We start from the raw sequence: 13,058 nt of genomic DNA on the forward strand, positions 1-13,058 counted from the left end.
TCGTTGCGGTTCCGTAGCTCCAGAACCTTTTTTCACAACGCAAGCCCGGAGCGTTGCCGACCGGGCCGCAGCTGATTTCAGGTGATCGGCCCATGAAGGACCAAGCCCCGCGCCAGAATCAATTCCGCGCGGGATGGTGCTGGTTAGGAGCAATTGCGGTGGGCGTCAACCCCCTGCCCCCACATTGCGCCATCATTTGCCCAGCACGGCGGCAATGGCCGCTTTGACCTCGTCGATCTCGCCCAGACCGTTGACCGACTGAAGCTGGCCCTTGGCATAGTAATAGCCGATCAGCGGCGAGGTTTTCTTGTAATATTCCATCAGGCGCTGGCGCAGGCTGTCTTCGTTGTCGTCCGCCCGGCGCTTGAATTCGGCGCCCCCGCATTTGGTGCAGCGGCCATCCGCCGGGATCGGCTTGGTGATGTCGTTATAGACCTCGCCGCAGCCCGCACAGGTCGAGCGGGCGGTGATACGGCTGACAAGCGCATCGTCATCGACCTGCATCTCGATCACGGCGTCCAGTGTCTCGCCCTGCTCTTCAAGCAGGTCGGCCAGCGCGTCGGCCTGAGCGAGGGTGCGCGGGAAGCCGTCGAAGATGAAACCGCCCTTCTTGTCGCCCTGGAGCTTTTCGCGGATCAGGCCGATCACGATCTCATCGGTAACCAGATCGCCGCGGGCCATGACCTCGGCCACCTTCTTGCCCATTTCCGAGCCGCTGTCCTTGGCCTCGCGCAGCATGTCGCCCGTCGAGAGCTGAATCATGTCGCGCGTATCCACCAGAATATGCGCCTGCGTGCCCTTGCCCGCCCCCGGCGGCCCCAGAAGAATGATGTTCATCGGCGTGTTGTCCCTTTCTTGCGAGCGCGCTTTTTGCCCTTGCCCTTGCCGCTCAGCTGCGATTTCTCGATCAGGCCCTCATATTGATGCGCCAGAAGGTGGCTTTGCACCTGCTGGATCGTGTCCATCGTCACCGACACCACGATCAGCACCGAGGTGCCGCCGAAATAGAAGGGAATGGCCAGCTGGCTGCGCAGAACCTCGGGCAGGAGGCAGACAGCCGCAAGATAGGCCGAGCCGAGCACCAGAATGCGGGTCACCACGTAATCCAGGTATTCGGCCGTTTTCTTGCCCGGACGCACCCCGGGCACGAAGCCGTTCTGGTTCTTCAGGTTGTCGGCCACGTCATCGGTCTTGAACGAGACGTTATAGGTATAGAAATAGGTGAAGAAAACGATCATCGCCGTGAAGAACAGCAGGTAAAGCGGCTGGCCGGGGCCGAAATAAGCCATGATCGTCGACATCATCGGGCTGGTCTGGTTGCCTGAAAACGTGCTGATCGTGGTCGGCAGCAGCAACAGCGAACTGGCGAAGATGGCCGGGATCACGCCCGCGGGGTTGACCTTGACCGGCAGGTGCGAGGAGCCGCCGTCATAGACCTTCATCCCCACCTGGCGGCGCGGATACTGGATATGAATCTTGCGCAGCGAGCGTTCCATGAACACCACGAAGGCGATCACCGCGATCACCATCACGATCACGCCGATGATCACCGCCGGGCTGACCGCGCCCGAGCGGCCCTGGCTGAAGAACTGCGCCAGCGCCGCGGGCACTTCGGCGATGATGCCGACAAAGATGATGAGCGAGATGCCGTTGCCCACGCCGCGCGCGGTGATCTGCTCGCCCAGCCACATCAGGAACATGGTGCCCCCGACCAGCGTGATCATGCAGCTGGCAAGGAAGAAGAGGCCCGGATTGGTCACGAGGTCGCCCGATTGCAGGCTGACCGCAAGGCCATAGGATTGCAGCGTCGCCAGGAAGACCGTGCCGTAACGGGTATATTGGTTGATCTTCTTGCGGCCCTGCTCGCCCTCTTTCTTGAGCTGCTCGAGCGCGGGCACCATGGCCGCCAGAAGCTGCACGATGATCGAGGCCGAGATATAGGGCATGATGCCAAGCGCGAAAATCCCCATGCGGCCAAGCGCACCGCCGGTGAACATCGACAGCATCCCCCCGATCGACGACGCCGCCCCTTCCATGAAGTTGCGCAATTCGGCCCCGTCGATGCCGGGAACCGGAATGTAGGTGCCAAGGCGGTAGACGATCAGGAGCGCGAGCGTGAACAAGATCCGCTTGCGGAGCTCGGTGGCCTTGCCAAGGGCGGCCCAACTGGTGTTGGCGGCCATTTGTTCTGCTGCAGATACCATTCGTGGTCTCTTTCAAGTGCCAACGCCGCCTAAAGCCGTTTTCCGGCACAGGCGGCGTTTCAGGAAAACTCAAAGATATGTAAGCGGCGCGAACACCGCCCACAACCTCTTATTCGGCCGCCTGCGCGGTTGTGACCGTGAGCGAGCCACCCGCCTTCTCGACAGCCTCGATGGCCGATTTGGACGCGCCGGTGACCTCGATCGACAGTTTGGTGCTCAGCTCGCCCTTGGCGAGGATGCGCACACCGTCGAGCTTGCGGCGCACGAGGCCCGCCTCGATCAGCACGTCTTCGGTGACGGGGTTCTTCGCGTCGATCTTCTTGGCGTCCACGAATTTCTGGATCATGCCAAGGTTGACGATGGCGAATTGCTTGCGGTTGGGCTTGGTGAAACCGCGCTTGGGCAGGCGCTGATAGATCGGCATCTGGCCGCCTTCGAAGCCCTTGATGGCCACACCCGAACGGGATTTCTGACCCTTGATGCCGCGGCCGGCGGTCTTGCCCTTGCCCGAGCCGGGGCCGCGGGCAACGCGTTTCTTGGTCTTGGTCGCGCCGGGATTGTCGCGCAGTTCGTGAAGTTTCATGTTGCTTCTCCTGAAGCCGGATGTGACCCCCGAAGCGTGATGGGGCCAACCACGGCATGTCTTGATTGTGAGTCGTGTGCCCGAAGGCCACCCGCGGGCGTATACGGGGTGTTGACGCGCGATGCAAGAGGGCTGGCGCTGGGGGAGGCGTGGCCGCCGGAAACTTCAAAAGTTTCCGGGCCGTTTTCTTTTCAAGAAAAACGGCTCGTTCGGCGCATGGGGTGATGCATGGCGGCGTGAGCGACGGACATGAAAACGCCCCGGCCATTTCAGGACGGGGCGCAATGTCTGAACCGTAGGCCGGGGATCACCCCGTCCCGGCTTCAGCCCTTTTCTTCGATGATTTCCACCAGATGCGGGATCTTGTTGACCATGCCGCGCACGGCGGGGGTGTCTTCAAGTTCGCGCGTCTTGTGCATCTTGTTGAGCCCGAGGCCGATCAGCGTCTGGCGCTGTTTTTCCGGGCGGCGGATCGGAGAGCCGATCTGCTTGACTACGATGGTCTTTGCCATGGGTCGCTCTCCTTACGCTTCCGCGGCTTCTTTGGCCGGCGCGTCATCCTTTTTGAGGATGTCGGCGACCTTCTTGCCACGGCGCTGTGCCACCATGCGGGGGCTGGCCTGGAACTGCAGCGCGTTCAGCGTTGCGCGGATCATGTTGTAGGGGTTCTGCGAACCGACCGACTTGGCGACCACGTCCTGCACACCGAGCATCTCGAACACGGCACGCATCGGACCGCCGGCGATGATGCCGGTACCGGTCGTCGCGGTACGCATGATGATCTTGCCGGCGCCGTGACGGCCATAACCGTCATGATGCAGGGTGCGACCCTCGCGCAGCGGCACGCGGATCATCTGGCGCTTGGCCTGTTCGGTGGCCTTGCGAATCGCCTCGGGCACCTCTTTGGCCTTGCCCTTGCCGAAGCCGACGCGGCCCTTCTGATCGCCCACGACCACCAGTGCCGCGAACCCGAAGCGCTTGCCGCCCTTCACGGTTTTGGACACCCGGTTGATCGCTACGAGACGATCGGCGAATTCCGGTGCTTCGTCGCGGTCGCGACGGTCACGGCGGTTATCTTGTCTTGCCATTCTCTCGTCTCCTTAGATCTTCAGACCGGCTTCGCGCGCGGCGTCCGCCACGGCCTTGATCCGGCCATGAAAGAGGAACCCGCCACGGTCGAACTGGGCCTCGGTGATACCGGCTTTCTGCGCGCGTTCGGCGATGGTGCTGCCGATCTTTGCCGCCGCCTCGAGGGTGTTCTTGCCCACGAGCCCGAGATCCTTTTCGAGTGTCGAGGCCGAGGCCAGCGTCACACCGTTGAGATCGTCGATCAGCTGAACGCTGAGGTTCTTGTTCGAGCGGTGAACGCTGAGGCGCGGGCGCCCGGCGTTGACCTTGCGAAGTTTGTTCCGAACGCGCAGGCGGCGTTTGAGGAACAGTTTTCTCTTGCTGTTTGCCATCTGTCGCGTCCTTTACTTCTTCTTGCCTTCCTTCTGGAAGATGTACTCGCCCTTGTAGCGAATGCCCTTGCCCTTGTAGGGCTCGGGGCGACGCCAGTCGCGGATATTGGCCGCGACCTGTCCGACGAGTTGCTTGTCATGGCCTTCGACCACCAGTGCGGTGGGCTTGGGGGCCGTGACGGTCACACCTTCCGGAACCTCGAAATCGACATCGTGGCTGAGGCCGAGGTTCAGCTTCAGGGTGTTTCCCTGCATCTGCGCCCGGTAGCCCACGCCGTTGATTTCGAGCTCTTTCTTGAAGGGCTCTTTCGCGCCATGCGCCATGTTGGCAAGCACGGTGCGCGTCATGCCCCATTGCTGGCGCGCCCGTTTGGACTTGCCGCGGGGGGTGACGGTGATCTGGCCATCCTCGATGACGATGGTGACATCGTCGGTCGCGGTGAAGGTCTTGGTGGCCTTCGGGCCTTTGATCTCGATGGTCTGACCCGAAAGGGTGGCGGTGACGCCATCGGGCAGAGCCACTGGTTGTTTTCCGATACGAGACATGTCCGAGCTCCTTAGAATACGGTGCAGAGCACCTCGCCGCCAACATTGGCAGCGCGCGCGGATGCATCCGACATCACACCCATCGGGGTGGAGACAATCGACACGCCCAGGCCCTGACGGACCGAAGGGATGTCCTTGACGCCCATATAGACGCGGCGACCGGGCGTGGAGACCCGTTTCATCTCGCGTATGGCGGGGGCGCCTTCGAAGTATTTGAGGCTGATTTCCAGGGCCGGATGACCGTTTGCGCCGGTCGTCTTTTCATAGCCGCGGATGTAGCCTTCGTCAGCCAGCACATCCAGCACCCAGCAGCGCAGTTTCGACGCCGGGCAGGAAACGGTGGACTTGCCACGCATAGCCGCGTTGCGGATACGGGTGAGCATATCGCCGATAGGATCGTTCATTTTGCGTCCTCCTTACCAGCTCGATTTCACCATGCCGGGAGCCTGGCCATTCGAGCCAAGCTCGCGCAGGGCGATCCGCGACACTTTGAGTTTGCGATAGTAAGCATGCGGACGGCCCGTCAGCTGGCAGCGGTTGTGCAACCGGGTGGCCGAGCTGTTGCGCGGCAGTTCCGCCAGCTTCAGGGAGGCGCGGAAACGCTCTTCCATCGGCTTGCTCTCGTCGTTGATGATCGCTTTCAGAGCGGCCCGCTTGGCGGCGTATTTCTGCACCAGGCGCTGACGCTTCTTCTCGCGTTCGATCATTGCTTTCTTAGCCATATCTTTCTTCTCCCGCGATCAGCTGTTGAAGGGCATGTTGAAATGCTTCAACAGCGCCTTTGCTTCAGCGTCGGTCTTCGCCGTGGTGGCGATGATGATGTCCAGGCCCCAGACCTCGTCGACCTTGTCGTACTCGATCTCGGGGAACACGATGTGCTCCTTGATGCCGAGCGCATAGTTGCCGCGGCCATCGAAGGATTTGCCCGACACGCCGCGGAAGTCGCGGATGCGGGGCATGGCGATCGTGATCAGACGATCAAGGAAATCATACATCCGGTGGCCGCGCAGGGTGACCTTGGCGCCCATCGGCATGCCTTCGCGGACGCGGAAACCGGCGATCGAGTTCTTCGCCAAGGTCACAAGCGCCTTCTGACCGGCGATCTGGGTCAGGTCTTCCTGGGCCGACTTGGCCTTCTTGGAATCGCGGACCGCCTCGGCACCGCAGCCGATATTCAGGACGATCTTGTCCAGGCGCGGGATCTGAAGGTCGTTGGTATAGCCGAACTCTTCTTTCAGAGCGGGCTTGATCGTGTCGCGGAACTGCGCGCGAAGGCGCGGGGTGTAGGTTGCTGTATCAAGCATCGATCACGTCCCCCGTGGTCTTGGCGAAGCGCACCTTCTTGTCGACTTCGGTCCTGAAGCCGACGCGGGTGGGTTTGCCGTTCTTGTCGAGGATCGCCAGGTTGCTCAGATCGATGGGCATGGGCTGCGGAATGCGGCCGCCCTGGCTCTGCTGGCTTTGCTTGGTGTGGCGGATGGCGACGTTCACACCGTCAACCACGGCCTTGCCGGCCTTGGGGCTGACCGAAAGGATAGCGCCTTGCTTGCCCTTGTCCTTGCCGGCCAGAACGACGACGGTGTCGCCTTTTTTCAGTTTGGCAGCCATCTTACAGCACCTCCGGGGCGAGCGAGATGATTTTCATGAACTTCTTGGCGCGCAGCTCGCGCACGACCGGCCCGAAGATACGGGTGCCGACGGGTTCATTGTTGTTGTTCAGGATGACAGCCGCGTTGCGGTCGAACCGGATGGCGGTGCCATCTTCGCGGCGGACTTCCTTGGCGGTGCGCACGACGACGGCCTTGCGGACATCGCCCTTCTTCACGCGGCCGCGCGGAATGGCCTCTTTCACGGAAACGACGATGATATCACCCACCGACGCGTATTTCCGCTTGGAACCACCCAGGACCTTGATGCACTGAACCCGGCGTGCGCCGGAGTTGTCAGCTACATCCAGATTGGTCTGCATCTGGATCATTTGGTTTCTCCCGACCTTTGGGGGGCATCATTGCCGTTTCCCCAGGGTTTCGCTCAAACCGGAAGGTTCAGGGGCTTACGCCTCAAGAACCTCCCAGCGTTTCGTTTTCGACTTCGGCGCGCATTCGATGATGCGAACGGCATCGCCGACCTTGAAAGCGTTCTTTTCATCGTGAGCCCTGTACTTCTTGGACTTACGGATGGTTTTCTTCAGAACCGGGTGCGTGAAGCGGCGTTCGACGGAAACGGTGACGGTCTGTTCGTTGGCGTCGCTGGTCACGGTGCCTTGAAGGATACGTTTGGGCATAACTCAAGGCCTCCCTTATTCTGCGTCAGCGGCAGGCGCCGCCTTTTCGTTGAGGATGGTCAGCACGCGCGCGGCGTTGCGGCGCGCGAGTTTCATCCGTGCGGGGTTCTCCAGCTGCCCGGTGGCAGCCTGAAAGCGCAGGTTGAATTGCTCTTTCTTGAGATCGGCCAGCTGTTCGCGCAGCTGGTCGGGTGTCTTGTCTCTCAGTTCGCTGGCGTTCATGTCGCCGGTTCCTTCCTCAAAACACCAGTAGGCCCCTGACGGTTGGTTCAGGGTGACCCGAGACCTGGTGGATGAATTGCAAATACACGAATCCCCGCCAAGCGGGGTGTCATGGATTGCGGCTCTATACGGGACGCGCGCCAGCGGGGCAAGGGAAAGTTTGCAACTTTCGTGATCACGCATCTCAGCGCTTGACCAGCCCCCGCACTCCCTGCTTCGATTCCGCAGGCTGCGCGCGCCCTCATTCGCGCACGCCCCTGCAAAACGCAACGCAAAACCCCCGCCGCTTGCGCGCCGGGGGTTTCGTTGTCTTGACGCGCGCAGGGACTGCGCGGCGATCAACCGGTTACCAGTCTTCGCGGACCACGATCCGGGTCTTGATCGGCAGCTTCATCGCGGCAAGGCGCAAGGCCTCCTTTGCGATGACTTCGCTGACGCCGTCGATCTCGAACATGATCCGGCCCGGCTTGACGCGCGCGGCCCAGAAATCGACCGAACCCTTGCCTTTACCCATCCGGACTTCGGTGGGTTTCGACGTGACCGGGGTGTCCGGGAAAATCCGGATCCAGACCCGGCCCTGACGCTTCATGTGACGAGTCATCGCGCGGCGGGCCGCCTCGATCTGACGCGCCGTCACACGCTCGGGCTGCGCCGCTTTCAGACCATAGGTGCCGAAATTCAGATCCGAGCCGCCCTTGGCGACGCCGTGAATCCGGCCCTTGTGCTGCTTGCGGTATTTAGTGCGCTTTGGTTGTAGCATCTTTCATTCCCTCCTCAGCGACGGCCGCCGGCGCCACGCGGCGCGGGACCATCCTGGAGCTCCTGGGCCTTGCGATCGCGGGCACTTGGGTCGTGCTCCATGATCTCACCCTTGAAGATCCACACCTTGATGCCGATGATCCCGTAGGGCGTCACGGCTTCCTTGTGGGCATAGTCGATATCGGCGCGCAGCGTGTGCAGGGGCACGCGACCCTCGCGATACCACTCCGTGCGCGCGATCTCGGCGCCGCCCAGACGGCCCGCGACGTTCACCCGGATTCCCAGCGACCCCATGCGCATGGCGTTCTGCACCGCGCGCTTCATGGCGCGCCGGAACGAAACACGGCGTTCGAGCTGCTGAGCGATCGACTCGGCGACCAGCGCCGCGTCAAGCTCGGGTTTGCGGACCTCGACGATGTTGAGATGCAACTCGCTGTCGGTCATCTTCGAGAGCTTCTTGCGCAGCCCCTCGATATCGGCGCCTTTCTTGCCGATGATGACACCGGGACGCGCGGTGTGGATCGTGACGCGGCACTTCTTGTGCGGACGCTCGATGATCACACGGCTGATACCGGCCTGCTTGCACTCTTTCTCGATGAACTCGCGGATCTTGATGTCTTCCAGCAGAAGATCACCGTAATCCTTGGTGTCGGCATACCAGCGGCTGTCCCAGGTGCGGTTCACCTGAAGGCGCATGCCAATCGGATTGACTTTGTTACCCATTAGGCTTGCTCCTCAATTTGACGCACCTTGATCGTCAGTTCCGAGAACGGCTTGCGCAGCGCGCCGAACCGGCCGCGGGCACGGGGGCGGCCCCGTTTCATGACCAGGTTCTTGCCCACATAGGCCTCGGCGACGATCAGCTCGTCCACGTCGAGGTTGTGGTTGTTCTCGGCATTGGCGATGGCGGATTGAAGGCACTTGCGCACATCATCCGCGATCCGCTTCTTGGAGAAGGTCAGATCGTTCAATGCCTTGTCCACCTTCTTGCCACGGATCATCGCGGCCACCAGGTTGAGTTTCTGCGGGCTGGTGCGAAGCATGCGCAGCTTTGCCATTGCTTCGTTTTCTGCCACGCGGCGGGGGTTCTTTTCCTTGCCCATGACTTACTTCCGCTTCGCTTTTTTGTCGGCCGCGTGCCCGTAATAGGTGCGGGTCGGCGAATATTCACCGAACTTCTGACCGATCATGTCTTCGGATACGTTGACGGGAACATGCTTGTGCCCGTTATAGACGCCGAACGTCAGGCCCACGAACTGGGGCAGGATGGTCGAACGGCGCGACCAGATCTTGATGACTTCGTTACGCCCGCTTTCGCGCGATGCCTCGGCCTTTTTCAGGACGTAGGCATCAACAAACGGGCCTTTCCATACAGAACGTGCCATGTGTTAGCGGCCCTTCTTGCGTGCGTGACGCGAGCGCAGGATAAGCTTCTGCGACGCCTTGTTCTTGTTGCGGGTGCGCGCGCCCTTGGTGGGCTTGCCCCAGGGGGTCACCGGGTGACGACCACCCGAGGTCCGCCCCTCGCCACCACCATGCGGGTGATCGATCGGATTCATGACGACACCGCGAACCGAGGGGCGCTTGCCCATGTGACGCGAACGGCCGGCCTTGCCGAAATTCTGGTTCGAATTGTCGGGGTTCGACACGGCACCGACGGTGGCCTTGCATTCCTGGCGCACCATCCGCAGCTCGCCCGAGCTCAGGCGGATCTGGGCATAGCCCCCGTCACGGCCCACGAACTGGGCATAGGTGCCCGCAGCACGTGCGATCTGGCCGCCCTTGCCGGGCTTGAGCTCGATATTGTGGACGATTGTGCCGATCGGCATCCCCGAGAAGGGCATGCAGTTGCCGGGCTTGATGTCGACCTTGGCGCCGGCGATGATCTTGTCGCCGATGGCCAGACGCTGCGGCGCCAGCACATAGGCCTGCTCGCCATCGTCATATTTGACCAGCGCGATGAAGGCGGTCCGGTTCGGGTCATATTCGATCCGCTCGACGGTGGCCGCCACATCGAATTTGTTACGTTTGAAATCGACGATCCGGTAGAGGCGCTTCGCCCCGCCCCCGCGTCGCCGCGAGGTAATCCGCCCGGTGTTGTTACGGCCGCCCGTTTTCGTCAGACCCTCGGTGAGGGCTTTGACGGGACGTCCTTTCCACAGCTCCGAACGGTCGATCAGCACCAGCCCACGCTGGCCCGGCGTCGTCGGCTTATACGACTTGAGTGCCATGCTTTCTGTCTTCCGTTTGCTAACGGCGAAGGCCCTGGGGGCTCCGCCTATGTTCAAGCCCCCTTCGAAAGGTGGCCGGTTTGTAGGGCCCCGAAGGTCCCCGGTTAGGGTTGCTCTTGCGAACAACAGCGAAGCCCCGGACGAATCCGGGGCCTTGCGGATGGGGACTGATAAGGGAGCACACATGGCGGGTCAAGGGGGTGAGGCCCGAAAATAAAGGCCCCGCGCCCACCTGCCCGCTCAGCGATCCACCCGCCCCTTCATCTGGCCCCAAATACCGCGGGGGGTCCGGGGGGCTGGCCCCCCGGCCTCGGCCTGTGCCAGGGCGCGCCCTACCCCGGAACGCACGAACCCCGGCCACTTTCGCAGCCGGGGTTCCTATCCGTCAGGCGGGGCCACGCCCCGGCCACGATCACAGACCGGTGGTCACGTCGATCGTGTTGCCTTCTTCGAGCGTCACATAGGCCTTCTTCACGTCGTTGCGACGGCCCTGCACGCCGCGAAAGCGCTTCTGCTTGCCCTTGGTGATCGTGGTGTTCACAGCCTTGACCTTGACACCAAAGAGCGCCTCCACGGCCTCCTTGATCTGCGGTTTGTTGCTGTCCATCGCCACCTCGAAGACGACCGCGCCGTGTTCCGACGCCATCGTGGCTTTCTCGGTGATCACCGGCTTGCGGATCACGTCGTAATGTTCGGGTTTCGCGCTCATTTCAGACGAGCCTCCAGTGCTTCGACACCCGCCTTGGTGATCACCAGCGTGTCACGCTTGAGGATGTCATAGACATTTGCGCCCATCGACGGCAATACATCGAGACCCTCGATATTAGCCGCGGCGCGGGCGAAATCGGCATTCACCTCGGCCCCGTCGATGATCAGCGCGCGCTTCCAGCCCAGGTCGCGCACCAGCTTGGCGAGCGTCTTGGTCTTGCCATCCGCGGCGGCCGTGTCCAGCACCACCAGTTCGCCGGCCTTCGCCTTGGCGCTCAGCGCGTGCTTGAGACCCAGCTGGCGCACCTTCTTGGGCAGATCATGCGCATGGCTGCGCGGCGTCGGGCCCTTGTAGATACCACCCTTGCGGAAGATCGGCGCGTTGCGGTCACCGTGGCGTGCGCCGCCGGTACCCTTCTGGCGATAGATCTTCTTCGTGGAATACGAAGTCTCGGACCGGGTCTTGACCTTGTGGGTGCCGGCCTGCGCCTTGTTGCGCTGCCAGCGGACCACGCGGTGCAGGATGTCGGCGCGCGGTTCCAGGCCGAAGATCTCTTCGCCCAGATCGACCGAGCCGGCCTTCTTGCCGTCCAGTTTGATCACGTCGAGTTTCATGTCACTCGCCTTCCTTCTTATCGGCTTCGGCCTCGGCCTCGGCAGCGGCTTCTTCCGCGGCCTGCTCGGCTGCGGCGGCTGCTGCTGCGGCTTCTTCCTCGGCGGCGGCCTGTGCGGCGGCTTCCTCGGCGGCCTTGGCGGCTTCATCGGCGGCCGACTTCAGCGCGGCGGGCAGGATCGCGTTCTCGGGGAAGGGCTTCTTCACCGCGTCCTTGATCGTGACCCAGCCACCCTTGGAGCCGGGAACCGCACCCTTGACCATGATCAGGCCCCGGTCGGCATCCGTGCGGACAACCTGCAGGTTCTGCGTGGTCACGCGGGCGGCGCCCATGTGGCCGGCCATCTTCTTGCCCTTGAACACCTTGCCGGGGTCCTGGCACTGACCGGTCGAGCCGTGCGAGCGGTGGCTGATCGACACGCCGTGGGTCATTTCCAGACCCCGGAAATTGTGCCGCTTCATCGCACCGGCAAAGCCTTTACCGATCGAGGTGCCGCAGACATCGACGAACTGACCTTCGAAGTAATGGTCAGCCGTGATCTCTTCGCCCACGGCGATCATGTTCTCGGGCGCAACGCGGAATTCCGCGACCTTGCGCTTGGGCTCGACCTTGGCCGAGGCGAAATGACCGCGCATGGCCTGCGAGACCCGCTTGGCCTTGATGGACCCCGAACCCAGCTGAACCGCGCTGTAGCCGTGGTTCTCGGGCGTGCGTTGGGCGACGACCTGCAGCTTGTCCAGTTGAAGAACGGTCACAGGAACCTGACGACCGTCATCCATGAACAGCCGGGTCATGCCGACTTTCTTGGCGATAACACCAGAGCGCAACATCAACTTGCCCCCCTCAAACCGAAATCTGCACGTCCACGCCGGCGGCGAGGTCGAGCTTCATGAGCGCGTCCACCGTCTGCGGCGTCGGATCGACAATGTCGAGAAGACGCTTATGCGTCCGGATCTCGAACTGATCGCGGGATTTCTTGTTCACGTGGGGTCCACGAAGGACCGTGAATTTCTCGATCTTGTTCGGCAGCGGAATCGGTCCGCGGACCTCGGCACCCGTCCGTTTGGCGGTGTTCACGATTTCCTGCGTGCTGGCATCCAGGACGCGGTAATCGAATGCCTTCAGCCGAATGCGAATGTTTTGACTTTGCATCAGTCTGGCCTTTCACGGCGTTTGAGTTGATAGGAGGAAGGCCGGAGCATCCAGCCCCCCTCGTCGAACCTTTCCCCGGTTGACCGGGGGAAATTCCGGGGCTGTCCCGGAACCTCGCTGTCTTGTCGACGGTCGCGGGTCAGACCCGCGACCGCCAGTTATCTGCGATCACTCGATGATCTTGGAGACGACGCCTGCGCCGACGGTGCGGCCGCCTTCGCGGATGGCGAAGCGCAGGCCGTCTTCCATGGCGATCGGGGCGATCAGCTCGACCTCGAAGGACACGTTGTCGCCC

Annotated in this window: 24 protein-coding genes; all 24 read right to left on the reverse strand. The window is 62.2% G+C overall.

The window, feature by feature from the left end; translation table 11 throughout:
* Nucleotides 1-192: 192 nt before the first annotated feature.
* Nucleotides 193-837, reverse strand: a complete 645-nt coding sequence (locus tag N5A93_RS12945; RefSeq protein ID WP_268955527.1) for an adenylate kinase — start codon at nt 835-837, stop codon at nt 193-195.
* Nucleotides 834-2,204, reverse strand: a complete 1,371-nt coding sequence (gene secY / locus N5A93_RS12950) for a preprotein translocase subunit SecY (protein WP_268955528.1) — start codon at nt 2,202-2,204, stop codon at nt 834-836. Before secY ends, N5A93_RS12945 begins: the two co-directional genes overlap by 4 nt.
* Before the next feature lie 109 nt (nt 2,205-2,313).
* A complete protein-coding gene (rplO, locus tag N5A93_RS12955; protein WP_268955529.1) occupies nt 2,314-2,787 on the reverse strand; it encodes a 50S ribosomal protein L15 in 474 nt (157 codons plus the stop codon).
* A gap of 323 nt (nt 2,788-3,110) precedes the next feature.
* Nucleotides 3,111-3,299 carry a 50S ribosomal protein L30 gene (gene rpmD, locus N5A93_RS12960; protein ID WP_085818443.1) on the reverse strand — a complete coding sequence of 63 codons (189 nt, stop codon included), beginning with the start codon at nt 3,297-3,299 and terminating at the stop codon, nt 3,111-3,113.
* 12 nt (nt 3,300-3,311) lie between these two features.
* On the reverse strand, nt 3,312-3,875 hold the full coding sequence (gene rpsE, locus N5A93_RS12965) for a 30S ribosomal protein S5 (RefSeq protein ID WP_268955530.1): 564 nt from the start codon (nt 3,873-3,875) through the stop codon (nt 3,312-3,314).
* Nucleotides 3,876-3,887: 12 nt separating this feature from the next.
* Nucleotides 3,888-4,247: a 50S ribosomal protein L18 gene (gene rplR / locus N5A93_RS12970; RefSeq protein WP_268955531.1), complete on the reverse strand. Its 360-nt coding sequence runs from the start codon at nt 4,245-4,247 to the stop codon at nt 3,888-3,890.
* A 12-nt stretch (nt 4,248-4,259) separates the two neighbouring features.
* Entirely contained in the window at nt 4,260-4,793 is a 534-nt protein-coding gene (gene rplF, locus N5A93_RS12975; protein WP_268955532.1) for a 50S ribosomal protein L6, read from the reverse strand.
* 11 nt (nt 4,794-4,804) lie between these two features.
* On the reverse strand, nt 4,805-5,197 hold the full coding sequence (rpsH, locus tag N5A93_RS12980; protein ID WP_085818447.1) for a 30S ribosomal protein S8: 393 nt from the start codon (nt 5,195-5,197) through the stop codon (nt 4,805-4,807).
* A 12-nt stretch (nt 5,198-5,209) separates the two neighbouring features.
* On the reverse strand, nt 5,210-5,515 hold the full coding sequence (gene rpsN, locus N5A93_RS12985) for a 30S ribosomal protein S14 (protein ID WP_268955533.1): 306 nt from the start codon (nt 5,513-5,515) through the stop codon (nt 5,210-5,212).
* 18 nt (nt 5,516-5,533) lie between these two features.
* Entirely contained in the window at nt 5,534-6,097 is a 564-nt protein-coding gene (gene rplE, locus N5A93_RS12990) for a 50S ribosomal protein L5 (protein ID WP_268955534.1), read from the reverse strand.
* Nucleotides 6,090-6,401 (reverse strand): 50S ribosomal protein L24, encoded by a 312-nt coding sequence (gene rplX / locus N5A93_RS12995; RefSeq protein WP_268955535.1) that lies wholly within the window; start codon nt 6,399-6,401, stop codon nt 6,090-6,092. The genes rplE and rplX overlap by 8 nt, the downstream gene beginning before the upstream one ends.
* Before the next feature lies 1 nt (nt 6,402).
* Nucleotides 6,403-6,771, reverse strand: coding sequence for a 50S ribosomal protein L14 (gene rplN / locus N5A93_RS13000; RefSeq protein WP_073033610.1), 369 nt, complete (start codon nt 6,769-6,771; stop codon nt 6,403-6,405).
* Nucleotides 6,772-6,846: 75 nt separating this feature from the next.
* Nucleotides 6,847-7,077, reverse strand: a complete 231-nt coding sequence (gene rpsQ, locus N5A93_RS13005; protein WP_268955536.1) for a 30S ribosomal protein S17 — start codon at nt 7,075-7,077, stop codon at nt 6,847-6,849.
* 15 nt (nt 7,078-7,092) lie between these two features.
* Nucleotides 7,093-7,299, reverse strand: a complete 207-nt coding sequence (gene rpmC, locus N5A93_RS13010) for a 50S ribosomal protein L29 (RefSeq protein ID WP_268955537.1) — start codon at nt 7,297-7,299, stop codon at nt 7,093-7,095.
* 346 nt (nt 7,300-7,645) lie between these two features.
* Nucleotides 7,646-8,059 carry a 50S ribosomal protein L16 gene (gene rplP, locus N5A93_RS13015; protein WP_085818452.1) on the reverse strand — a complete coding sequence of 138 codons (414 nt, stop codon included), beginning with the start codon at nt 8,057-8,059 and terminating at the stop codon, nt 7,646-7,648.
* A 14-nt stretch (nt 8,060-8,073) separates the two neighbouring features.
* Nucleotides 8,074-8,781 (reverse strand): 30S ribosomal protein S3, encoded by a 708-nt coding sequence (gene rpsC / locus N5A93_RS13020; RefSeq protein WP_268955538.1) that lies wholly within the window; start codon nt 8,779-8,781, stop codon nt 8,074-8,076.
* Nucleotides 8,781-9,161, reverse strand: a complete 381-nt coding sequence (rplV, locus tag N5A93_RS13025) for a 50S ribosomal protein L22 (protein WP_085818454.1) — start codon at nt 9,159-9,161, stop codon at nt 8,781-8,783. Before rplV ends, rpsC begins: the two co-directional genes overlap by 1 nt.
* Before the next feature lie 3 nt (nt 9,162-9,164).
* The gene (gene rpsS / locus N5A93_RS13030; protein ID WP_085818455.1) at nt 9,165-9,443 is read right to left on the reverse strand and encodes a 30S ribosomal protein S19; all 279 of its coding nucleotides are present in this window, start codon (nt 9,441-9,443) and stop codon (nt 9,165-9,167) included.
* Nucleotides 9,444-9,446: 3 nt separating this feature from the next.
* Nucleotides 9,447-10,289, reverse strand: coding sequence for a 50S ribosomal protein L2 (rplB, locus tag N5A93_RS13035; RefSeq protein ID WP_268955539.1), 843 nt, complete (start codon nt 10,287-10,289; stop codon nt 9,447-9,449).
* A gap of 412 nt (nt 10,290-10,701) precedes the next feature.
* Complete coding sequence (locus N5A93_RS13040) at nt 10,702-10,998, reverse strand: 50S ribosomal protein L23 (protein ID WP_268955540.1); 297 nt, start codon at nt 10,996-10,998, stop codon at nt 10,702-10,704.
* Complete coding sequence (gene rplD, locus N5A93_RS13045; RefSeq protein WP_268955541.1) at nt 10,995-11,612, reverse strand: 50S ribosomal protein L4; 618 nt, start codon at nt 11,610-11,612, stop codon at nt 10,995-10,997. The genes N5A93_RS13040 and rplD overlap by 4 nt, the downstream gene beginning before the upstream one ends.
* 1 nt (nt 11,613) lies before the next feature.
* Nucleotides 11,614-12,441: a 50S ribosomal protein L3 gene (gene rplC / locus N5A93_RS13050; protein WP_268955542.1), complete on the reverse strand. Its 828-nt coding sequence runs from the start codon at nt 12,439-12,441 to the stop codon at nt 11,614-11,616.
* Between the two features lie 13 nt (nt 12,442-12,454).
* A complete protein-coding gene (gene rpsJ, locus N5A93_RS13055; protein WP_007817142.1) occupies nt 12,455-12,763 on the reverse strand; it encodes a 30S ribosomal protein S10 in 309 nt (102 codons plus the stop codon).
* Nucleotides 12,764-12,931: 168 nt separating this feature from the next.
* A partial coding sequence (locus tag N5A93_RS13060; RefSeq protein WP_502263982.1) for an EF-Tu C-terminal domain-related protein occupies nt 12,932-13,058 on the reverse strand: 127 nt, incomplete at its 5' end.

The sequence above is a fragment of the Roseovarius salincola genome (assembly GCF_026891095.1).
In the GTDB taxonomy this organism is placed as follows: Bacteria; Pseudomonadota; Alphaproteobacteria; order Rhodobacterales; family Rhodobacteraceae; genus Roseovarius; species Roseovarius salincola.